At 58.4% G+C, this 20,519-nt stretch carries 22 protein-coding genes, 1 pseudogene and 1 riboswitch; of the genes and pseudogenes, 15 read left to right on the top strand and 8 right to left on the bottom strand.

Features of this window, described 5'->3' with window-relative positions; genetic code table 11:
• The first annotated feature begins 82 nt into the window (after positions 1-82).
• The 7 genes from FHT29_RS32885 to ribB all read left to right on the top strand — a co-directional run bounded on the left by FHT29_RS32885 (position 83) and on the right by ribB (position 7,039).
• Positions 83-1,066 carry an ABC transporter permease gene (locus tag FHT29_RS32885; RefSeq protein ID WP_037199480.1) on the top strand — a complete coding sequence of 328 codons (984 nt, stop codon included), beginning with the start codon at positions 83-85 and terminating at the stop codon, positions 1,064-1,066.
• A 119-nt stretch (positions 1,067-1,185) separates the two neighbouring features.
• A complete protein-coding gene (locus tag FHT29_RS32880; RefSeq protein WP_037199481.1) occupies positions 1,186-2,115 on the top strand; it encodes a sugar ABC transporter substrate-binding protein in 930 nt (309 codons plus the stop codon).
• A gap of 28 nt (positions 2,116-2,143) precedes the next feature.
• On the top strand, positions 2,144-3,622 hold the full coding sequence (locus FHT29_RS32875) for a sugar ABC transporter ATP-binding protein (protein ID WP_037199482.1): 1,479 nt from the start codon (positions 2,144-2,146) through the stop codon (positions 3,620-3,622).
• 22 nt (positions 3,623-3,644) lie between these two features.
• Positions 3,645-4,433: an SDR family oxidoreductase gene (locus tag FHT29_RS32870; protein ID WP_047560361.1), complete on the top strand. Its 789-nt coding sequence runs from the start codon at positions 3,645-3,647 to the stop codon at positions 4,431-4,433.
• A 4-nt stretch (positions 4,434-4,437) separates the two neighbouring features.
• Entirely contained in the window at positions 4,438-5,175 is a 738-nt protein-coding gene (tpiA, locus tag FHT29_RS32865) for a triose-phosphate isomerase (protein ID WP_047560358.1), read from the top strand.
• 76 nt (positions 5,176-5,251) lie between these two features.
• Complete coding sequence (locus FHT29_RS32860) at positions 5,252-6,034, top strand: glucose 1-dehydrogenase (RefSeq protein WP_047560495.1); 783 nt, start codon at positions 5,252-5,254, stop codon at positions 6,032-6,034.
• Positions 6,035-6,130: 96 nt separating this feature from the next.
• A riboswitch (FMN riboswitch) is annotated at positions 6,131-6,280 on the top strand.
• A 114-nt stretch (positions 6,281-6,394) separates the two neighbouring features.
• On the top strand, positions 6,395-7,039 hold the full coding sequence (gene ribB, locus FHT29_RS32855; protein WP_047560356.1) for a 3,4-dihydroxy-2-butanone-4-phosphate synthase: 645 nt from the start codon (positions 6,395-6,397) through the stop codon (positions 7,037-7,039).
• Between the two features lie 278 nt (positions 7,040-7,317).
• Here the strand turns inward: ribB and FHT29_RS32850 are convergent, their stop codons facing one another.
• Positions 7,318-8,241, bottom strand: coding sequence for a LysR family transcriptional regulator (locus FHT29_RS32850; RefSeq protein WP_037199491.1), 924 nt, complete (start codon positions 8,239-8,241; stop codon positions 7,318-7,320).
• A gap of 96 nt (positions 8,242-8,337) precedes the next feature.
• Between FHT29_RS32850 and FHT29_RS32845 the strand changes: the two genes are divergently transcribed.
• Positions 8,338-9,753: an aldehyde dehydrogenase family protein gene (locus FHT29_RS32845; RefSeq protein WP_047560336.1), complete on the top strand. Its 1,416-nt coding sequence runs from the start codon at positions 8,338-8,340 to the stop codon at positions 9,751-9,753.
• Between the two features lie 36 nt (positions 9,754-9,789).
• Here FHT29_RS32845 and FHT29_RS34840 read toward each other — a convergent pair whose 3' ends face one another.
• Both FHT29_RS34840 and FHT29_RS34835 read right to left on the bottom strand, forming a co-directional pair.
• Positions 9,790-9,951, bottom strand: coding sequence for a zinc-binding dehydrogenase (locus FHT29_RS34840; RefSeq protein ID WP_234903981.1), 162 nt, complete (start codon positions 9,949-9,951; stop codon positions 9,790-9,792).
• 220 nt (positions 9,952-10,171) lie between these two features.
• Positions 10,172-10,390 (bottom strand): hypothetical protein, encoded by a 219-nt coding sequence (locus FHT29_RS34835; RefSeq protein WP_234903980.1) that lies wholly within the window; start codon positions 10,388-10,390, stop codon positions 10,172-10,174.
• A gap of 721 nt (positions 10,391-11,111) precedes the next feature.
• On the opposite strand from FHT29_RS34835, the gene FHT29_RS32835 reads away from it, so the two are divergent.
• Together FHT29_RS32835 and FHT29_RS32830 are read left to right on the top strand one after the other, a co-directional pair.
• Positions 11,112-11,909 carry an SMP-30/gluconolactonase/LRE family protein gene (locus tag FHT29_RS32835; protein ID WP_047560492.1) on the top strand — a complete coding sequence of 266 codons (798 nt, stop codon included), beginning with the start codon at positions 11,112-11,114 and terminating at the stop codon, positions 11,907-11,909.
• A gap of 172 nt (positions 11,910-12,081) precedes the next feature.
• Positions 12,082-12,471: pseudogene (locus tag FHT29_RS32830) on the top strand (alpha/beta fold hydrolase); the annotation flags it as partial.
• A 42-nt stretch (positions 12,472-12,513) separates the two neighbouring features.
• Here FHT29_RS32830 and FHT29_RS32825 read toward each other — a convergent pair.
• A complete protein-coding gene (locus tag FHT29_RS32825; protein WP_047560330.1) occupies positions 12,514-12,894 on the bottom strand; it encodes an EF-hand domain-containing protein in 381 nt (126 codons plus the stop codon).
• Between the two features lie 287 nt (positions 12,895-13,181).
• Between FHT29_RS32825 and FHT29_RS32820 the strand changes: the two genes are divergently transcribed.
• The 3 genes from FHT29_RS32820 to FHT29_RS32810 all read left to right on the top strand — a co-directional run bounded on the left by FHT29_RS32820 (position 13,182) and on the right by FHT29_RS32810 (position 15,095).
• Positions 13,182-13,571 carry a DUF302 domain-containing protein gene (locus FHT29_RS32820; protein WP_047560328.1) on the top strand — a complete coding sequence of 130 codons (390 nt, stop codon included), beginning with the start codon at positions 13,182-13,184 and terminating at the stop codon, positions 13,569-13,571.
• Between the two features lie 285 nt (positions 13,572-13,856).
• On the top strand, positions 13,857-14,354 hold the full coding sequence (locus FHT29_RS32815) for a cytochrome b (protein WP_047560325.1): 498 nt from the start codon (positions 13,857-13,859) through the stop codon (positions 14,352-14,354).
• A gap of 48 nt (positions 14,355-14,402) precedes the next feature.
• The gene (locus FHT29_RS32810; protein WP_047640823.1) at positions 14,403-15,095 is read left to right on the top strand and encodes a VIT family protein; all 693 of its coding nucleotides are present in this window, start codon (positions 14,403-14,405) and stop codon (positions 15,093-15,095) included.
• A 228-nt stretch (positions 15,096-15,323) separates the two neighbouring features.
• Here FHT29_RS32810 and FHT29_RS32805 read toward each other — a convergent pair whose 3' ends face one another.
• On the bottom strand, positions 15,324-16,472 hold the full coding sequence (locus tag FHT29_RS32805) for a ceramide glucosyltransferase (protein WP_168601077.1): 1,149 nt from the start codon (positions 16,470-16,472) through the stop codon (positions 15,324-15,326).
• 456 nt (positions 16,473-16,928) lie between these two features.
• Positions 16,929-17,372, bottom strand: coding sequence for a host attachment family protein (locus tag FHT29_RS32800; protein WP_047560313.1), 444 nt, complete (start codon positions 17,370-17,372; stop codon positions 16,929-16,931).
• Positions 17,373-17,480: 108 nt separating this feature from the next.
• Between FHT29_RS32800 and FHT29_RS35015 the strand changes: the two genes are divergently transcribed.
• Together FHT29_RS35015 and FHT29_RS32790 are read left to right on the top strand one after the other, a co-directional pair.
• Positions 17,481-17,612: an MFS transporter gene (locus tag FHT29_RS35015; RefSeq protein WP_136360508.1), complete on the top strand. Its 132-nt coding sequence runs from the start codon at positions 17,481-17,483 to the stop codon at positions 17,610-17,612.
• Between the two features lie 905 nt (positions 17,613-18,517).
• Positions 18,518-18,796 (top strand): DUF982 domain-containing protein, encoded by a 279-nt coding sequence (locus FHT29_RS32790; protein WP_047560310.1) that lies wholly within the window; start codon positions 18,518-18,520, stop codon positions 18,794-18,796.
• Between the two features lie 415 nt (positions 18,797-19,211).
• Here FHT29_RS32790 and FHT29_RS32785 read toward each other — a convergent pair whose 3' ends face one another.
• On the bottom strand, positions 19,212-19,676 hold the full coding sequence (locus FHT29_RS32785) for a hypothetical protein (RefSeq protein WP_168601076.1): 465 nt from the start codon (positions 19,674-19,676) through the stop codon (positions 19,212-19,214).
• 576 nt (positions 19,677-20,252) lie between these two features.
• The coding region (locus tag FHT29_RS32780; protein ID WP_168601075.1) for a TOBE domain-containing protein at positions 20,253-20,519 on the bottom strand (267 nt) is incomplete at its 5' end.

Below are 20,519 nucleotides of genomic sequence, written 5' to 3'. Positions count from 1 at the left end.
TTAATGCATTTTCCGGCACGTGTGAATATTTATTCTCTAGTGAAGGAATATTGGCCAACGGCCTTATTTCCAGGGAGGAACGATGGTGGCGATCGACGTCAATGAACAGAGCCGTCCGTCCGGGACATGGCTTCGCAAGCTCGCTGGCGCCACTGGCCCGCTCGTTGGACTGCTTGCTTTGTGTGTTTTCCTGAGCGTCAGCACCGATGCCTTTCTGTCGCTTCGCAACGGCCTCAACATTCTCGATCAGATCACCGTCCTCGGGATCATGGCGGTCGGCATGACCTTCGTCATCCTGATCGGGGGTATTGATCTGTCAGTCGGTTCGGTACTTGCCCTGTCCACCATGGTCATGGGTTGGACGGCAAACGTCGCGGGACTGCCGCTGCCTCTCGGAGTTGCTTTCGCGCTCATAGCGTCGGCTGCAAGCGGGCTGATCGTGGGGCTTCTCGTGACCATGTTTAGGGTGCCCGCCTTCATCGCGACACTTGCCATGATGTCGGCGGCACGCGGCGTGGCGAACATGATCACCGACGGACAGCAGATCGTTGGCTTTCCCGACTGGTTCACGATGCTCGCCATCGATCGTCATTTCGGCGTTCTGACGGCAACCGTGTTCCTCATGCTCGCGGTCGTCCTTGCGGCCTGGGTATTTCTACACTTCCGATCCGAGGGACGCATGCTTTACGCAGTTGGCGGCAATCCGGAAGTTGCCCGTCTTGCCGGCATCAAGGTGAAGATTGTGACGATCGGGGTCTACATCGCCAGTGCGGTTCTTGCAGGCCTTGCCGGCATTGTGTTGGCCGCCCGTCTCGATTCCGTTCAGCCGTCGAGCGGCCTCGGCTATGAGTTGGATACGATTGCCGCCGTCGTCATTGGCGGCACGTCGCTTTCAGGCGGATCTGGCGGGATCGGCGGCACGCTCATCGGCGTCCTGATCATCGGCGTGCTTCGCAACGGCCTCAATCTGCTCAACGTCTCGCCTTTTCTTCAGCAGGTCATCATCGGAGTTGTCATCGTGCTCGCCGTCGGCGCCGAGACCATTCGCAGGCGACGAGCGGCCTGAGACTTTCCCGGCCGCGCGCGGCCGGACTTTAAAGAATTCCTCTCCGAAAGGTTTGGAGCGGATCTCATGACCCAAGGGGGAGGACTTACCCATGGGTGATCAACAAAGGAGGAACTAAAATGAATCTTGCGCGCACTCTGCTCGCTTCGGCTGCTCTCGTCGGCCTAAGCCTTTCATCGGCGCATGCCGCAGAGGTCAAGAAAATTGGTCTGGCCGTTGCAAACCTTCAGGCGAACTTCTTCAATCAGATCAAGCAGTCCGTCGAGGACGAGGCCAAGAAGCGCGGCATCCAGGTCGTGACCGTCGATGCCAAGGGCGATGGCCCGACCCAAGTCAACCAGATCCAGGATCTGCTGACCCAGAAGATCGATGCGCTGATTTATATCCCGGCGGGTGCTGCGGCTGCGAGCGTTCCGGTCAAACTCGCCAAGAACGCCGGCGTTCCCGTCGTCAACGTCGACCGCAATGCCGAGGGCGCACCGGGCGATACCTTCCTCGCCACGGATTCAGTGTCGTCGGCAAAGGCGGTTTGCGACTACATCCTCAAGGCTGCCGGCGGCAAAGGCAAGATGGTTATCATTCACGGCCAGAAAGGCACCACGCCGGAAGTAGACCGCAGCAAGGGATGCGCTGAAGCTCTGAAGGCCTATCCGGATGTGAAGATCGTTGCTGAGCAGTATTCCAACATCTGGGCTCAGGACGAGGGGTTCCAGATCATGCAGAACATGCTGCAGGCAAACCCGGATGTGTCGATCGTGTTTGCCCAGGCCGACGCGCTGGCGCTGGGTGCGGCCCAGGCTATCAAGGTCGGAAATCCTTCGCAGAAGATCGTAGTTGGCGGTTTCGACGGAGATACGGCAGCCCTTGAAGCCCTCGGCAAGGGCGTATTTGACGTGACGGCGACCCAGCAGACGCAGAAGATGGGCCGCGATGCGGTCGCCAATGCGATCAAGCTTGCCTCAGGCGAAAAAGTGCCCCCTGTCCAGTTGCTCGATGCGACGTTGACGACCAAGGACAATGTGGCCGGTTTCATCGCCAACCATCCTTGATGCCATCCAAGACTTGCGGAGGTGTGCTGTGACTGATCCGGTTCTGTCCTTGAAGGGCATTTCGAAGCGCTATGGACCGCTCCAGGTTCTGAAAAATGTCAGCCTGGATGTCCATGCGGGCGAAGTGCTGGCCCTTCTCGGCGAGAACGGGGCTGGAAAGTCGACGCTTTCAGGCATTATTGCCGGATCACGCACACCTTCCGAAGGTACAATGACGTGGCTGGGGCAGCCCTATGCCCCAGCCACTCCAAGAGAGGCGATCGACAAGGGCGTGGTGCTCATCCATCAGGAGCTTCAACTCCTGCCTCACCTTTCCATCGCGGAAAACGTCTTTATCGGGCGCTGGCCCATGAAAAACGGCGTCGTCGATCGCGCCCAGATGGTTCGGCGCGCTCAAGAGCAGCTCGCTCGGCTCAATCTACACATACCGGCGACGCGAAAAGTCGCAGGTCTGTCGACCGCAAATCAGCAGTTGATCGAGATTGCCAAGGCCTTGGCGCTGGATGCTAAGCTTCTTATCCTTGACGAGCCGACCGCGGCCCTTGGCGGGGCCGAGACGGAAGCGCTGTTTGAACAGGTAAGAAAGCTCCGATCCGAGGGCGTCGGGATCATCTATATTTCCCATCGCATGGAAGAGATCAAAAAGATCACCGACCGCATCGTCGTTCTTCGCGACGGAGAGCGGGTCCAGGAGTTCGCCGATAGCGCAACACCTGTGCGCACGATCGTCGAGAGTATGGTCGGACGCTCGCTCGAGCGCATGTTTCCGGCCCTCCCAGAGCCGACCGATCGTCCGGTTCTTCAGGTTTCGGGCCTGACCTCACCCGACGATTCCTTCCGTGACGTGACGTTTGGCGTGCGGGCCGGAGAAATCCTTGGCATTGCCGGGCTGGTTGGGGCCGGGCGCACGGAACTTGTCCGTGCCATTTCCGGCGCCGATCCGATCAGCGCCGGCTCGATCCGGCTGGACGGCGAGGAACTGAAGCTTCGTAATCCTGCTGACGCGATCGCTCATGGGATCGTCATGGTGCCAGAAGATCGCAAGGAACAGGGCCTGGTCGTCGGCCATCGCATCAGCGAGAACATCATCTACGCCAATCTCGACAAGCTTGGCGGCCGCTGGATCACATCGCGCGTCAAACGCGCCTTTGCGGAGAAGGCCGTGGCGAAGTTCGGGGTCAAAGGCCGTGCTGAGCAATATGCGTCCGACCTGTCGGGCGGCAACCAGCAGAAAGTCGTGATCGCGAAGTGGTTGATGCGCGACCCCAAGGTTGTTGTGCTTGACGAACCGACGCGAGGCATCGACGTCGGCGCCCGCGCAGGCATCTACGATATCATCGTCAATCTCGCTCGCCAGGGCGTTGCGGTCATCGTCGTCAGCTCCGACCTTGAGGAAGTTTTGGGGGTCTCGAACCGGATCCTCGTTTTGTCCCAAGGCAATCAGACAGGCATACTCGACCGTGACCAGGCAAATGACGTCTCGGTCATGGAATTGGCAACAATTTAAGGAACCACAGAAAGGAAGAGCGATGCCGGACATCACTCTTAACGCCCCGAAACTGTTCGACCTCCGTGGCCGGATCGCCATTGTCACGGGCGCTGGCAGCGGAATTGGGCAACGGATCGCCATCGGTCTTGCGCAATGCGGCGCGGACGTTGCCCTGCTTGACCGGAGAACCGACGACGGCTTGGCGCAGACGGCCAAGCATATACGCGATGCCGGTCGCCGCGCGATCGAGATCGCCGCGGATGTTACAACCAAGTCTTCGCTGGCTGACGCTGTTGCGCAAACCGAGAGTGAGCTCGGTTCCTTGACCCTAGCGGTCAACGCCGCCGGTATTGCGAACGCCAAACCAGCGGAAGAGATGGAGGAAGACCAGTATCAGACCTTGATGGATATCAACCTGAAGGGCATCTTCCTGTCGTGCCAGGCAGAGGCACGAGCCATGCTGAGGAATGGTGGCGGTTCGATCGTCAATATCGCGTCCATGTCGGGCGTCATCGTCAACCGCGGTCTGAGCCAGGTGCATTATAACGCCTCCAAGGCGGGCGTGATCCACATGTCCAAGTCATTGGCGATGGAATGGGTTGACCGCGGCATCCGCGTCAACACGATCTCGCCGGGCTACACCGCAACGCCGATGAACACGCGCCCGGAGATGGTCCATCAGACCAAGCTCTTCGAAGAGCAGACGCCAATGCAACGCATGGCCAATGTCGACGAGATGGTTGGCCCCGCGGTCTTCCTGCTCTCGAACGCCGCCAGCTTCGTCACAGGCGTCGATTTGCTCGTCGACGGCGGCTTTTGCTGCTGGTGATACGATGCGCAAGCTGATTGCAGGCAACTGGAAAATGAACGGTCTCGCATCCTCCCTGACTGAGATCGAAGCGCTGAGGGGACTAACGGGCAACACGGCGTGCGATATCGTTGTGTGCCCGCCCCTCACGCTTGTTGAAAAAGCGTTTGAGCGCGCCAAGGGCTCGACGATCGCCATCGGCGCGCAGGATTGCCATGCGCAGGCGTCAGGTGCCCATACCGGAGACGTTTCTGCCTTCATGCTTGCCGAGGTGGGCGCACGCTTCGTGATCTTAGGTCATTCCGAACGTCGCTCGACCTATCGTGAGACCGATGCAACGGTGGCGGCCAAGGCCGCAATGGCCCATGAGGCAGGATTGACCAGCATTATTTGCGTCGGCGAGACACGCGAGGATCGTGATACGGGCAAGGCTATCGATGTTGTTTGCGCCCAGATCGAAGGCTCTGTTCCCCACAGCGCAAACAGTGCCAACACGGCCATCGCCTACGAACCGGTCTGGGCGATCGGGACCGGCCTTGTTCCGACCGTCGAGCAGATCGAAGAGGTCCATTCCTTCATTCGGCACATGCTCGAAGAACGTCTGGGAGAGGACGGGCGTCGTGTCAGGATCGTCTATGGAGGATCTGTGAAGGCATCGAACGCGTCGGCAATTTTTGCAGTTCAAAACGTCGATGGTGCCTTGGTGGGAGGTGCCTCGCTCAACGCTGCGGAGTTTGCCGGGATCATATCCGTCGCCAATTGACGTCCGAATAAACGACAGACGTGGGGTCGTCTAGGATCGGCACCCGGCTCGGCTTATGCCGCGAAAGGAAGAGAAAATGCAACGCTTTCAAAACAAGACGGTCGTCATCACCGGAGCCAGCCGCGGTATAGGTGCTGCGATCGCCAAACGTTTCGCCAAGGAGGGTGCAAATCTCGTCGTCTCGGCTAATGAAGACCTGGTGCACTCTGTCGCCGAACAGATCCAGCAAGACGGCGGCAAGGCGATTTCCTTCGTCGGCGACGTGACAGACAAGACAAGCGTCAAGGCACTCTACGACGCGGCCGAGGCGGCGTTTGGTGGCATCGATGTCTCCATCCAGAACGCCGGCGTCATTACCATTGCCAGGATCGAGGATATGACCGAGGACGAATGGGACAAGGTCATGGCCGTCAACACCAAGGGCGTGTTCTTGTGCGCGCAGGAGGCAATTTCACGAATGCGCAAGCATGCTCGGGGCGGACGTATCATCAACACGGCGTCCGGTCAGGCGCGCGACGGGTTCATTTTTACGCCCCACTATGCGGCGTCGAAGATGGGCGTTGTCGGGATTACGCAAAGCCTGGCAAAGGAAGTTGCGGCCGAAAAGATCACCGTCAATGCATTCTGCCCGGGCATCATCGAAACCGACATGTGGGCCTACAACGACCAAGCTTGGGGAAAGCTGCTCGGAAATTACGCGCCCGGCGAACTCATGAAGGAATGGGTGAACGGAATTCCGATGAAACGCGCCGGATCTGGCGAAGATGTAGCCGGGCTTGTCACCTTCCTTGCGAGCGACGACGCGGCCTATATTACCGGTCAGACGATCAACGTCGACGGCGGATTGATCATGTCCTGACGAATTGGAAACAGTCTGTTCAATAGGAGAAGTGCCCCAAATGGCTCCGGCGTCAAAGCACCCCTTGCCGGGCGGGGTCCCCATCGCCTATGTTGGTAACGTTCTCAGGGCGGGGTGAAATTCCCCACCGGCGGTATTGGGCGAAAGCCCGGAGCCCGCGAGCGCCTTTCGCCGCAAGACGGAAGGGTCAGCAGATCCGGTGAGATGCCGGAGCCGACGGTATAGTCCGGATGGAAGAGGGCAATGCTGCAAACGCCACCTGTCCGTGGCGGGTCGCATGCTTGTTCGCCCAAGGGAAACGGTGGCTTCGAAAGAGGTCATGATGCTGCCACGGCAGCTAACCCTTGAAAGGCAAGACACATGGCAATAGCCAAAATCGAAGATGCAGTCGCAGCCATTTCGCGCGGCGAGATCGTGATCGTCGTTGATGATCGGGACCGAGAAAACGAAGGCGATCTCGTGATTGCTTCGGACGCAGTCACACCCGCAGCGATCACGTTCATGATGAACCATGCCCGTGGGCTGATCTGCGTTCCCATGCAGGGCGAGAGGCTCGACGAGCTCGACATCCCGCTGATGGTTCCGCGCAACACGGAAATTCTCAAAACCGCTTTCACGGTGTCCGTGGACTATATCCCCGAAACAACGACGGGGATCTCGGCGGCAGACCGGGCTGCGACCGTTCGCGCTCTTATCACGCCAGGAACTCAACCTGACGATTTTGCCCGGCCGGGGCACATCTTCCCTCTGCGCGCCCATCCTCTTGGCGTGCTCGGACGTCCCGGACACACAGAGGCCGCGGTCGATCTGGCAAGACTCGCCGGGCGGGCGCCGTCGGGCGTCATCTGCGAAGTGGCAAACGACGACGGGACGATGGCCCGCCTGCCGGACCTTGAACGCTTTGGAGAGCGCCATGGTCTGCTTGTGGTCACGATCGAGGACCTGAAGTCTTATCTGAGCCACAAGCAGCGCGATCTGCTCGACCCGGAACGGTCCGTCGCTTGATGGTCGCACGGCCCCGGCCCCTATTCCTTGGCTAAAGACGGCGGCTTGCGCTGCCGTCTATGCTTGTGAGCATCGAGACCTGCCACGGCAATGGACGCAGACTGTCTGCACGGCATGCTCGCCACCAATCCCGATACACTGAACGCGGATATGCAGGCATTCATCCAAAGCTAGTTGGTGCATCCAGAGGACAGGGTCCCGGCGTGCGACCATGCCCCGCAGACAACCCTCACCAAGACCCTGGCTCGAACTTAGTACCAAGCTCGTCGAAGAATCCTTTAAATCGAAGACTGCCTTTCAACGTCGCTGCTTTGCCGCAGTTCCTTGATCAAGTCCACGAAGCGGCGCAGCTTCGCCGGGATATTGCGCCTACCAGGATAGTAGAGACATAGCCCCGGATACGGCGGGGTCCAATCGAAGAGGACCTGCTCCAGCCTTCCGGCAGCGAAGTCGTCTGCGACCTGCCATTCGTTCAGATAGGCGAGCCCGGCTCCGTCGCGGACCGCCCGGAGCATCAGGTCGCTGTCATCGAGCGTGAGCCTGCCCGGAACGTCGAGCGCGAAGCTCTCTCCCCGACGCTCGAACTCCCAGCGGTAGATCGCGCCGCTTGCCATTCGGGCGCGGATGCACATGTGGTTCTGGAGATCTGCCGGGACCTGCGGCCTCCCATGACGCTGAAGATATTCGACCGAACCGACGATGGCTGGGCGGACGGTGTCGCCGATCGGGACGACGACCATATCAGGGGGAACGGCTTCCCGAATCCTGATCCCGGCGTCGAAGCCCTTGGCGTTGACGTCGACCAGCGCGCCCTCGGTGACGATTTCTACCGACATTTGCGGGTTCCGGCGCATGTATTCCAGGATTAGCGGCGTCAGGATCATCCGGGTCGCACCCACTGATGTGTTGATGCGCAGGGTGCCCGTCGCTTCTGCGCGGTGCTCGTCGACATGCTCGACAGCGCTACGGATCGCCTCCAGCGCCGGACCGACACTTGCCACAAACTGTTCGCCTGCTGCTGAAAGGACGACGCTGCGTGTGGAGCGATTGAACAGTCTGACCCCCATGCGGGTCTCCAGAGCGGCGATCTGCTGGCTAAGCGACGACGACGAGATTCCTAGCTCGCGAGCCGCAGCTCGAAACCCACCGTGGGAGGAGACGGCGAGAACCGCCTCTAGTTCGGCAAGAGAGCCACGCATCATTGTCCGCAATTCCCTATCAGGCTGAGCATATATGACCAACTTATCAGGACAATCCCGAAATGCCAGATATGCCGTAGCAATCCAAAGGAGTTCGACATGCGCGACATCGACACAATCTACATCGACGGCCAGTTCGTCACCCCGAAGGGCACCGAGACGGCCGATCTCTACAATCCTTCCACGGAAGAACGAATTGGAACGGTGCGGCTAGGCGGCGTCGAGGACGCGCGCGACGCCGTCGCTGCGGCGAAACGGGCCTTCCCTGCGTTCTCGCGAACGACGAAAGGCGAGCGCATCGACATGCTGAAACGGTTGAACGCCGCCGTCGCTGCGCGCGTCTCTGACCTCACCGAAGCGATGTCGCTCGAATACGGCGCTCCGCAGACCTTTACGCGTTTCGCTATTTCCCATGCTGCTTCGAGCTTTCTCACCATGGCGAGCGTTCTGGAGGAATACGAATTCGAGCGCAGGATGGGTCGAGCGCGGGTGGTCATGCAGCCGATCGGCGTAGCCGCAGCCATCACCCCGTGGAATAGCAACATCGGCTTCATCACCTCGAAGCTCACGACGGCCATCGCTGCCGGCTCGACCATTGTCATCAAACCGAGCGAGATGAGCGCAGTACAGACGCAGGCCCTGACAGAGTGCCTGCATGAAGCGGGCTTGCCCAAGGGCGTGTTCAACATTGTCAACGGGCTCGGCAATGTCGTCGGCGCGGAACTCTGCGGGCATCCGGACATCGCGAAGGTGACCTTCACGGGTTCAACCGCAGTCGGCAGGGAAATCCTGCGCGGCGCGGCCGACACCTTCAAGCGCGTCACGCTGGAGCTTGGCGGCAAGGGTCCGAACATCATTCTCGACGACGCCGATCTGGAGGTGGCCATCCCCGCCGTCTTGAGGATGGGCTTCATCAACAGCGGCCAGGCTTGCATTGCTGGCACCCGCATTCTGGTACCGAACCATCGGCTCGACGAGATTCTGGCCAGGTTGCGGCAGGAGGTCGAGACGTTCAAGGTCGGCGCCCCCGATGATCCGGACGCAATGATCGGTCCGATGGTCAGCCGGAAACAGTACGATCGCGTCCAGTCCTACATCGAACTAGGGATGCAGGAGGGTGCCAGTCTCCTGACGGGCGGTCTCGGACGTCCGGCCGGACTGGATCGCGGCTGGTTCACGAAGCCGACCATATTCACCAACGTCGACAACCAGATGCGTATCGCGCGAGAAGAGATATTTGGTCCGGTCCTGTCGGTCATCGCCTACCGCGACGAGGACGAGGCCGTCTCCATCGCAAACGACACCCCGTACGGGCTTCAGGCCTATCTTCATGGCACCGACGTCACACGCATGCAGGCGCTTGCGGATCGACTGGATTGCGGCCGCGTGGTCGTTAACGGGGCGCCCCATGAGCCGCTCGCTCCATTTGGCGGGTTCAAACAGTCGGGGATCGGTCGCGAGTATGGCGTGTTCGGACTGGAGGCGTTCCTGGAACCGAAAGCCGTCATCTTGTGACGACCGATACGTGAGGCAGCGTCTGAAGTGTGCGGCTTACGGGTTCTGCAATCGAACGAGGACTTTTCCAACAGCCTTGCCGCTCTCCTGGAACTCGTGTGCTTCGGCCACTGCATCGAGGGCAAATGTCTTCGAGATCTTTGGGGCATGTGCCCCGGAGGCGGCGCAGGCCGAGACCTCCACGGCCGCCTGCCGCATCGCTGCCTCCGGCATAGTGTAGACGTAGACGAAACGGGACGAGAAGCCTCCCAGCAGCGCCGGGAAGAACGGGATCGTGAGAGGCCTGCGGCGACTCCGTCGAGTAGGCCGAGACGAATCCGTCGCGGGCGAGACAGGCCATCGCCACGTCGATGTTCGCGGAGATGTCAACGTCCACGATGCGATCTACTCCGTGGCCAGCCGCCGCCGATCTCACCGTTCAGGAGACATCCTCCTCGTGCCTGTTGATGACCAGATCGGCCCCGGCCACTCGCGCGACGTCCGCCTGCTCGTCGCGGCTCACCGTCGCCGCCACCCACGCCCCCGCCCGCTTCGCAGGAAGGATCGCCGCATTGCCCGCGACGCCCCTTCCACCCTGGACGAGGATTCGCTTGCCGCGAACGCCGCCGTCGGCGAACAGGCATCGGTGCGCGGTCATCGCCGGAACTCTGAGGGACGCCCCGACCTCGAAGGACACGTTGTCGGCCAGCCTGACGGACTGCACGGAGGGCAAGACGACGAATTCCGCCGCGGTACCGAACGCCCTCCCCGTCCTGATGCGGTATAATCCACGAGAACGGCATTGCCTTGGCGCCGAAACCTCTTCTGGTCTCGATGTCAGAAGGATTGATGCCGGAGGCGACGACCCTCACCCGGACCTCCCCGGCTCCTGGCTGCGGATCGGGCGGCGCAGATCAGCCATGGAAGCCAAACGCCAGCGTGGAAGGCCCGCCTCGTTCGCGACAATCAAAAGCTCCGTCCCGTTTGTCGCGGAGCGGCAATCAGAAACCGATGAGACGCTTGCCAGCGACAATCAACATCCGAACGCGACTTTAAGAGTCTCATCTAGATTGTTGCTAGCGTCTCACCCTGATCGCCGCGCCATACGCCAACCGCGATCATCGACGTTAGGATGGCCCAGAGCATCTCTGCCAATGTCAACGTCGCTCCGGAAAGAATGCTGCAGGTCGAACTCCTCCGCAGCCGGCAGGGCGACTCGTCTTCCTGCCCCAGCACAGCATCCGAAATGGGAAATTCGCCGTCCAGGGTCACGGCGCGGCTAGTAAAAAATTAGCGAAACGCCAAAATCTGCTTTCAACCTGTCGGGGCGATTGGGCGTCGCACGTCCTTCGCAGGTGCAGAGGACCAAGGAGACGAACGTGCGCGCAGATGTATTGTTGAAGGGAAGAGGACTTGTCGAATGTCCCCGTTGGCATCGAGGCGAGCTCTGGTTTGCCGATTGGACCAGTGGCGAGATACGGGTCCTTGAAGACGGGAACCAATCGCGGCTCGTGATTCCGGCGAAAGCTCCACCATTGTCATTCGATTTTGGCCCAGAGAACGACCTTTTCGTGATCCAGTCCGGTTCTTCATCACTCATGCGTTATGATGGCATGGGCTTGAAGGAATTCGCCGCACTGGGGTCGGGCGCGTGGAACGAAATCCTCGCCGACGCTGCAGGCAGGATCTATGTCAATGGGCCAGCGATTACGCTGGTCCTCCCTGATGGCAGCGTTGAAAAGCAGGCCGAGGGCTTTCAGTTCCCGAATGGCATGGCATTATCTGCTGATGGCCGCACTCTGGTCTGCGCGGAAAGCTGGGCCAAGCACCTGACTGCTTTCGATGTGGCCGCTGACGGCCGCCTTTCCAACCGGAGGATCTGGTCAGAGCTTCCCGGCCCGCCAGACGGAATATGTTTCGACCGTCAGGGAGCCATCTGGTATGCCGATGTCCCCAATGCCTATTGCCGCCGGGTACGAGAAGGCGGCGAAATGCTTGACGAGGTCAAGGTAGATCGCGGCGCATTCGCCTGCATGCTCGGCGGCGAGGATCGATCCACCCTCTTCGTCACCACCGCACAATGGTTCGGCATGGACAAGATGAGTCAAATGGCCGGCACAGGTCAAATCGTTTCCGTCGAAGTGAACGTTGCCGGAGCCGGCTGGCCGTTCAATTGAACGCTCACATTGCGGAGCTCCGCGTTGGTGAACAATATCGGGACGAAAACCAAATCCGCCAGTTCACTGGATCACGTTCGATCGACTGTGGTGCGACGCCTCCGCTCTATTGAGAGTGAGTCTGATCGCCTTGCAGGGGAACAACGTGCCAAACCTCAGCCGCACACAGACAATCTCCGTATCGGGTGGGTCGATATACACCACCATTGCCGGGAGCGGCCCGCCGGTTCGATTGCTGCATGGATTCCCAGAGACCAATCTTATGTGGCGCGGCGTCGCTCCTCTGCTTGCCTCCGAGTTCACTGTCATCTGTGCCGACCTACGTGGATACGGTGCCAGCGCTTGTCCCTCGTCGACTCCAGATCACCTGCCCTATTCAAAACGAGCGATGGCCGCCGAGATGGTCGAGGTTATGGCAAAGCTCGGCTTTTGCGAGTTCATGATCGCCGGTCATGATCGCGGCGGTCGTGTCGCTCACCGGATGGCGCTCGATTATCCTGCTACAATTACAAAGCTTGCGGTTCTAGATATCGTCCCTACCCAGGCCGTCTGGGATCGCGCCGCTGAGATCTCTACTGATAGCTGATGACGTAGAGCCTGGAGACTATTGACCCTGCATGAAGGACTGGATTTCCTCGGGCGTCACTTTGCCATCCTTGTTGGCATCAATCAGGTCGAAAATCCGCTTATGGATTGCCGTTACTTCATCAAATGAAAGTGCGCCGTCACCGTTGGTATCCGCGATGGCGAACATGATCCTCATCATATGTCCGCGCATTTTCCCCATGGGCATTCCCTCAGCCATGCCGCAGGGCGCAGCACTTCGATCCATCATATCTGCGTGCTCCATTTCATCGGGCATTATCGCCGATCTTCCCCATCGGTCCTGATCTGGAGCTCTGGACTGTGCTGTAGCGACGCCAATGCCCCCAACAGTTAGGAAGGCGGCCAGCGCGACTATGGTGGGCAGTTTGGGCTGTGACATCGGATGCCTCCTGTTGTTTAGACCCGAATAATGGCCTGCCTGCGAGTATCCGCCTTGATGTAGGTCAAATCCTTTTGCGGGAATTTCTGTCTTTGATTGCGCGGTAGGAAAAACTGCTGACCAAGGTCAACTCGTCGCGGCCCCTTGATCAAGGCGTGCATCCATTTTTCTTCACGCCACTCGTCGCTAGGTAGTGTTGACCAGGTCGGCGACAGTGATTTGCCAACGAGGTCCCATCCGACTTCTCTCGGAAGTCAGCGCCAAGAACCTATATCGGAGCCAAAGCCATGACTTATACTCTAGACAAGACCCTATCCGGGAGCTCGTTTGATGCCGCAGTCGAAAGGACGAAAGCAGCACTTGCGCGCAAAGACTTCGGCATCCTGACGGAGATTGACGTCAAGGCGACGATGAAGAAGAAGCTTAATGCTGACATTGACAACTACCTCATTCTGGGCGCCTGCAATCCGAGCATGGCCTTCGAAGCGATAAATATGGAGCCAAAAGTCGGCGCAATGCTTCCCTGCAATGTAATCGTCAGATCCCTTGGCGGCGGCGATATAATGATCAGCGCAATCGATCCGGTTGCCTCCATGCGAGCAATCGAAAACGCCGCACTAAAGCAGGTGGCAGGGAATGTTCGGGCGAAGCTTGAGCAAGTTATAGCGAGTATCTGACATCGGTGATATCCTATGGATCAGCAATTTCCATGCGTTGGAGCCCGACATCCTGCTCGCCTCGCCCCGATTGGTCTATCGATCGACCTGCCCTTGTTTGACGGCCAGTTCGGACTTGGCGGCGTATCCGATTTTCATTTCACGGTAATTCATCGAAATCGTGGAGAGCCCTTGCGGCGCTTTGCCTATCCGTATGGCCGTGGTTCCCTGCGAGCACATAAGTGGGCCGAAAGGGCATAAAGCTTAACAAACTGGGTATCTCGCCCTTTTTTTGAGGAGTCGACCATGAGTGAACAGAAAACCAATGGATATTCCAGCCTTCAGATCGCATTGCACTGGACAGTCGCGGCACTGATTTTCTTCCAGCTCCTGTTTGGAGAGAGTATGACGACGATCGTCGACGCAGGCGAAGAAGGAACCACTGCCTCGCCGAGCGATCTCACGCTCAGTGTCGCCCATTATTGGGTCGGCATAGCAATCCTCTGTCTTGTGGCCATTAGGCTCATCCTGCGTATCGTCCAGGGCGCGCCAGAGTCCGCCAGCGATACAACGTGGATGACGTACGCTGCAAAGGCGTCACATTGGCTTTTTTACATCCTCCTTGTCGCAGTCCCGGCCACGGGTCTGCTGGCAATTTATGTCTCAGATGAGTTCGGCGATCTTCATAAGCTCGCCAAGCCCGCCTTTATCGCTCTAATTGCACTTCATGCCGTAGCCGCGCTGTTTCATCAGTTCGTTCTCAAAGATGGAACGTTGAAGCGCATGCTGCTGCCGGCGAAGTAGTATCCTCCGAACATCCGCGCTAAGCACGACGAAACCGGAGAAGTCCCGATGAGAAGCCACGGAGAATTGCATCTCGTAAACCGAATAGGCTGGCTGCGGGCCGCCGTGCTCGGCGCAAATGATGGCATCGTCTCGACGGCAAGCCTTATCGTAGGGGTCGCCTCGGCCTCAACGGCAAGCTCGGAAGTTCTGGTAGCGGGTATTGCGGGGCTTGTCGCCGGCTCCATGTCTATGGCGGCGGGCGAATACGTCTCGGTCAGCTCGCAGTCCGACACGGAGAAGGCAGACCTCAGCCGCGAACGGCAGGAGCTTATAAAACAACCGGATTTCGAAAGGGAAGAGCTGGCGCAAATCTATGTCGATCGTGGGGTTGAGCCCGTTCTTGCTCGGCAGGTTGCTGATCAGCTGATGGCGAAAGATGCACTTTCAGCCCATGCACGCGACGAACTCGGGATTTCCGAAATGATGACTGCGCGACCGATCCAGGCTGCCTTGACCTCTGCCGCAACCTTCGCGGTTGGAGCCGCAATGCCGCTGCTCATGGTGATCGTATCGCCCGCATCCATGCTTGTCATAACCGTCTCTGTGGCATCGCTCGCCTTCCTGGCGCTGCTTGGCGCCATTGGGGCGAGGGCTGGCGGGGCTGGTGTCGTGAGGCCAACGCTGCGTGTTACATTTTGGGGTGCGTTCGCGATGGCGCTGACGGCAGGCATAGGCCATCTTGTTGGAGCCGTCATCTGAGACGCCCGAATGCAACGCGCGTTCGCTCCCGGCTGTTTTCGTCAATAGATTGATGCCGAACGATGTCTTGGCGCCTCCTGACGGTCCAAGGTGACAGAGCTTTCAGGGAGCTCGGCGCCTAGTTAACCGCTCCAGCCCTCATCCCCCGGCTCGATGCGCCCGAAGTCAACAGGGCTATCGAAGCTGCCATCGGCAGAAGCTTCTGAGACAGTCGATCGTGTTTGGTTATCACATTTGGGACCCTACCACCCCTCGTTTCAGCTTCGAGCGCTTAAGCGACGTCATGTTATTGCCGTGCCAGGTGAAGCCGCGCTGGAGCCAACCCTGTAACCATAGCAGGGGCGATAAGATATCGCGCCAGATCCAGGCAAGTATCAATGTTAATCCGAGCGGCCATCGATAGACAACCGCGAGGGCGACTTCCGCCGAATACCAGCAGACGATGAGCAGAGGAAGTCCAATCCACGCCAGCACATCCATCGTTGCCAGGATGCAGTACAGAATCGCCACCGGCAGTATGCCTGTCAAAATTTCCGCCGAATAAGCCAACGGAAAAGAGGAGCGCCGCAATTGTGCCCAACGCAATTGTCTGCTCCAGACTTGAGACCACGTCCTGCGACCCAGTGGTTGCTGAAAAGGCTCACGGACGACGGCAACTTTTTTGCCCGTCCGGCGAGCGATCTTGGTCGCAGCCGCATCCTCGGCGACCTCGCTTGCTAGTATTGACAATCCGCCCGAATGCTCCAACTCCCGCCGAGAGAGCATCATCGTCTTGCCTTGCACATAACCGTACCTCAGCAAGTCGGCCACCAGCTGCCAACGCGCTTGATATGTGTTGAGGAACGCCGCTTCCAAGGCCGCCGCCAGCCCTTCTGCATCGCTGCCGACGGGTGGCGAGCAAATGACAGAGGTCGCGGAGGACCAGCGCTCGCGAAGATCATCAATATAAGCGGGAGGGACCAAAACATTGCTGTCGGAGATGACAACCCAATCATATTTCGCGGCGCGCCAGCCTTTCCAAATGTTATTCAGCTTCGGATTTTGTGATATTTTATCGTCGCCAATGAGCAGATGCGCATCCGCGGCAGGGTGGGAGGCTATGAGCTCACGAACAAGCGGTATAGCCGGGTCATCGGGTGAGGCTACGCAAAAAATCAACTCGTACTGAGGATAGTCGATGGCAAAACTGCTTCGTAATGTGCGGCGCAGGTTGTTTTCCAATCCGCAGACCGGCTTTATGATCGTAACTCCGTCAGGGCCGCATTTTGCCGACCTTCTCCAGAGCAACTTCCGCAAAACCGCTAGCGCTACGCTTACGAATTGCGTTGCAACCAACAAAATCATGCCTGCCGAGATGATGACTGGTACGATGTTCATTTCCTCTCCGCCGCGGCTCGAAGACGCGCTTTGCTAAACTAGGCGAAAAGCCACTCCCCGCCTTGTCCGAGTTCCTGCCGTGCTGGCGGCCATCCACCGGCGTTAAAATGCACTCGCCACGGTGTCCGGGCTGCAGCAGCTCGCATGCGGCGCACCTCGGTCTCCTCGGACGATTGTGCACCCTCGGCCGATATATCGGCATTCCAATCGCACGCTCACCGATGGACACCCCACATTGGGGCGACCTATGCATTGCAGGTCATTCTCAAGCGCAGGTCCAGGCGGCAAATGCCTCCACAAGGTCGTCAAAAAAGGCCTCGCACAACTGAAGCGGGCGCCTATAGAACTTCAAAAGTTCGATCTGACCACGCTGGGCCGTCTTGGACACCTCGCGCGATAAATTCCGGCTTTCCGGAATGCCTGCCCACCCCCAAGCAGCGGTTCTCGATTGCCGCATCACGCAGCTAAATGCCTCTCGATCTCGTTCAGCGGAAGATTAACAAGGTCCTTATCATATTCCGCTGCGATCCGTCTCCTGGTCGTCTCCGGCATGGCACGCCGCAGGTCAGCAAGCGCCTTCGGGGGAGCAACCACGAAAAGCTTGTGAACATCGTTTTGCTCGCAAATTGCCTCCAGCTTTTCGGCAACCATCGACAAGAATCGCTCTTCTTGCTGCTCATGAAAATTCGTCTGCCCGACGCTACTGCGATGGCTGCCCATCGCAACACGGCCCGGCTTGTCCGTTCCTTGCTCGCGGGCCGGGGCGTTATGCGGGCTCTCGATGACTTGCTGGACTTCAAGCATCAGATTGAACGCGTTCCCGACATTGCGGAGCAAAAGTGCCTTGCTGGCATCTGAAACGAGAATCCAAGCATTATAAGGAATGATAGCATCGTTCATGACATTGTCCTCTTTCGTTAGATCGCTACGAAGATATTCCCCCATCCCGTGAGGCCGCATTGACCCTGGTCAATCCCAGCCAGGAGGCGCCTTGCAGCATTCCCAATCGTGGCCGTAGTGTTCGTCTGCTATGGCGCCTATTGGGGTACCTTCCGTACCGCTGGAAAGGCGCTCGCTTCTGACTTCGTGCCCCAGGAACTGCGCGCCGGCGGCATCGGCTGGTGCTTTTGGATCACCTAGGCCATCAGGCCGTGTTCATCTATGGAGCAGTTTTCGCAGTGGTCGGCATCGTTGCGCTCCTGATACTTGTGCCCGCAGACAGCAGCATCAGCGAGCGCTTCGAGTGACTCGGCTCGCCAACGCGACATGACACGCCGTCTTAATTCGACCCGGATCGATAGAGGTCGAAGACAGGGAATGATCACCGAGTGATCGACACAGCGATTTTGCGCCAGGTTTACAGTATCAGCGGCACGATGTTGCCGGGGGTTGGAGAACTGAAGGACAGACCCAACCATAAGCGGAGGTGCGAGTTGAACATCCGCTCCAGATCATCGATGAGCCTTGTCACCGCGAAGGTGCGGGGACCAATTATGGATGGTGCCCCGAAACGCCTTAGTCATCGTCGGTTTGGCAGCGGGACTGGAATGTCCCGGACCCTCTTGCTCACCATCTCGGGCGGGAAGTGTAGCCGAGAAAGTCGAACTTGTAGAGCGGTCTGCATCAAGGAGCTCCGGACTACCTGTTCCGCCACCAGTTGCGAACGATGTGATGTCCTTCCAAGACGGAGCCCGCTCTCTTGTACATCAACGCAGTAACTTCGGTTCGACGGACTAATTGATCAAGCTCAATGCGCGGAAATCGGGCCAGCGCGAAAATGGTGCCATCATCGAACAGGAGGGAATGGGTCATACTGAAGACGTTTGTAGCATCCGTAACGTTGGCGCCATTCAGGTCACTCCTCCTCGCAGGAGAAGGCGATTGCTAAAATAGGTTACCTGGACCGATTTATCGCTTCAACGAAGCGGAACGGCATCTGAACTTGCTGGTGTCGGCGGCGCCGGCGAACGCAGAGGATTTCGCGACCACTTCCACGGGACGGACTATTCTGGAGAATTGTTCACCCCCATTCATGGAGAGAAACGATGGTTTTAGAGGAAAAGACAAGATCGGACTGGAATGAGCCCGTCTATGTTCAGGTGTCAAGGCGGGCGCCTGACACCATACACAACCCAACCGAGGCACTCAATTTCCTCGCCAACGCGTGGAAAGGCTCGCGGAAGAAGCACAGCTTTGCAAGAGAGATCTGTGCTGCTGCGGCACTCGGGCAGGTTTCTCCCGAAACGGCGCGGGAGGCTTTCGTGGAGGCTGCTTCCGAAGCGAGAATGGTCATCGGCGCGCCCCATACGGAAGCACGGAGCTAATTCCGGCGATATTTCTGGCGTTTGCTTCTCCAGATTGCTCGCAGCCGCCGTTCAGCGATGACGGTTGCTTCCTACATTGCGCCCATCGCATACCTCACCGGAGATTTCTGTAAGCCGCCGCCTAAAGTGGTCCTCGCGCTCGCCTAAAAGACGGACGTGCCTTGCCGCGAGGTCCCCGAGCGTTGCCGTGTTAAGCCTGACGCTGCGATCTCGCCAGATTGAGCTCGCGTCAGGATTGCCAGATCCCGCGGCATCGCCTTGCGGCGATCGCCGAAGCCGTGGACCCCGATCGCGCATTTGCGAAAGGTGCCTCGGACCTGATTGACGATCAAGGTTACAGTGTCTCGTTTTGCGCATCTTCGGCGATGACGAGTAGCGGTCTGCCGGGTTCGGCTATTTTCCTCGATCAGACCAGTCAGCTCGCCGAGTGTGGAAGCTTTTTCCACTCGAAAATCGGGATCCGGGCACCCTCGAAAATGCGCCCATCTTCTTCGCGACCGTTGCGAAATAAAGCGAAAACATAGCCGCGCTCGAATTGCGTGCTCTCCATGATGTCGAGGCGGGTTTTCATCGTCTTGGATTCCTCGGCAGCAATAACGCCTTCGAAGCCGCCGAGATATCGGGTGAGCAGAAAATTGATCCTTCGCAAAGCCGCTTCGTTGACGCGGTATACACTGTGGCTTTGTGGAAGATTGGGAAAGTGCCGTAGAACAAAGGTTGCCATTGGCTCATGACCCATGATCGGAGCAATGACATGATTCATTTTTCCGCGGGACGATGGGTACGCTGGTTTCTCATCGATCATCTTTTGTTGATCGTTGTTATTCTGATGCTTGCCACCATCTTCAGCATCCCGCTGATCAAATCGATGATCGAGCACGATCAGCGAAGCGCGCCGCTGCTGCGCTCAACCACCCAGTAGTTTGTTGTGTCCGCCGAAGGGACGAGATCACTCGCTCGGCCTCTAGCGCAAGTTAGGAGACCTATTTGGGTATGGTTAGACCGATGTTTTGATTTGTGCTTCTCTCAATCGGAACGATTGATTGAGGGATGCGATGTCATGTTTGTAAACCGGCTCTGAACAATGACCCCGTTGAGATCCCCTGTAACGGTTTGAAATTGATAGGAACATCGGACCACCAACGGTTCATACGCAACGCCGGTGTGGTCGCCACTTTCTCCACAGCATGGAATATATTTCAATGACTTAAGCCTCATACCAGCAGGGTCATCCTTGGATGCTTTTTCACAACCTCGACTTATTGCGTGATCTCAAGCGGATCAATTCCCACCTGGTCGCAGCTGCTGCTCATCCCATCCTGGAAGAGTGCGGCGAACACTTGCAGAGCGGACGCCGAGCCCGATCCCCCAGGCGGCATTGACCGCGCATGACTAAAAGGTCCGATCTCAGCCGTCCGGTGGGGATACTGAAAGGCACTGAGTTCGCGGCCATCAGTCACGGCAAGACCAATAAATCGGACGCTTTGAAGCTGATAGTCACCCGCTCACCCACGGTGGGCGATGTGCGCCGTGGGTTGTTGAACATGTCGAAAGAAATCGTGTTGCCGGCGACGTTCATGCGGGTGCGAACAACTGAGCCAAGAAAATGCACTGATATGACCTCGCCCGTCAGGGCCGTGTCGCCCTTGGCCGATTCGGCCAGTGAGCCTGCCTCCGGGCGCAAAGCCAGCGATACCGTGTCACCAGGCTTGTAGGCGGTGAC

The sequence above is a fragment of the Rhizobium sp. SG741 genome (genome assembly GCF_012275435.1).
GTDB classification, from domain to species: domain Bacteria; phylum Pseudomonadota; class Alphaproteobacteria; order Rhizobiales; family Rhizobiaceae; genus Rhizobium; species Rhizobium lusitanum.
Note: the sequence above shows the minus strand (reverse complement) of the source record. Positions and strands in the feature narration are given on the sequence as shown.

Bases quoted from the DNA above. Each gene is read 5' to 3' on its own strand.
- FHT29_RS32815 (WP_047560325.1), top strand. From the start codon at position 13,857: ATGAGTGAACAGAAAACCAATGGATATTCCAGCCTTCAGATCGCATTG.
- tpiA (WP_047560358.1), top strand. From the start codon at position 4,438: ATGCGCAAGCTGATTGCAGGCAACTGGAAAATGAACGGTCTCGCATCC.
- FHT29_RS34835 (WP_234903980.1), bottom strand. From the start codon at position 10,390: ATGACCGCGCACCGATGCCTGTTCGCCGACGGCGGCGTTCGCGGCAAG.
- FHT29_RS32885 (WP_037199480.1), top strand. From the start codon at position 83: ATGGTGGCGATCGACGTCAATGAACAGAGCCGTCCGTCCGGGACATGG.
- FHT29_RS32860 (WP_047560495.1), top strand. From the start codon at position 5,252: ATGCAACGCTTTCAAAACAAGACGGTCGTCATCACCGGAGCCAGCCGC.
- FHT29_RS32850 (WP_037199491.1), bottom strand. From the start codon at position 8,241: ATGATGCGTGGCTCTCTTGCCGAACTAGAGGCGGTTCTCGCCGTCTCC.
- ribB (WP_047560356.1), top strand. From the start codon at position 6,395: ATGGCAATAGCCAAAATCGAAGATGCAGTCGCAGCCATTTCGCGCGGC.
- FHT29_RS32880 (WP_037199481.1), top strand. From the start codon at position 1,186: ATGAATCTTGCGCGCACTCTGCTCGCTTCGGCTGCTCTCGTCGGCCTA.
- FHT29_RS32820 (WP_047560328.1), top strand. From the start codon at position 13,182: ATGACTTATACTCTAGACAAGACCCTATCCGGGAGCTCGTTTGATGCC.
- FHT29_RS32845 (WP_047560336.1), top strand. From the start codon at position 8,338: ATGCGCGACATCGACACAATCTACATCGACGGCCAGTTCGTCACCCCG.
- FHT29_RS32790 (WP_047560310.1), top strand. From the start codon at position 18,518: ATGGTTTTAGAGGAAAAGACAAGATCGGACTGGAATGAGCCCGTCTAT.
- FHT29_RS32805 (WP_168601077.1), bottom strand. From the start codon at position 16,472: ATGAACATCGTACCAGTCATCATCTCGGCAGGCATGATTTTGTTGGTT.
- FHT29_RS32870 (WP_047560361.1), top strand. From the start codon at position 3,645: ATGCCGGACATCACTCTTAACGCCCCGAAACTGTTCGACCTCCGTGGC.
- FHT29_RS34840 (WP_234903981.1), bottom strand. From the start codon at position 9,951: ATGCGGCAGGCGGCCGTGGAGGTCTCGGCCTGCGCCGCCTCCGGGGCA.
- FHT29_RS32800 (WP_047560313.1), bottom strand. From the start codon at position 17,372: ATGAACGATGCTATCATTCCTTATAATGCTTGGATTCTCGTTTCAGAT.
- FHT29_RS32825 (WP_047560330.1), bottom strand. From the start codon at position 12,894: ATGTCACAGCCCAAACTGCCCACCATAGTCGCGCTGGCCGCCTTCCTA.
- FHT29_RS32810 (WP_047640823.1), top strand. From the start codon at position 14,403: ATGAGAAGCCACGGAGAATTGCATCTCGTAAACCGAATAGGCTGGCTG.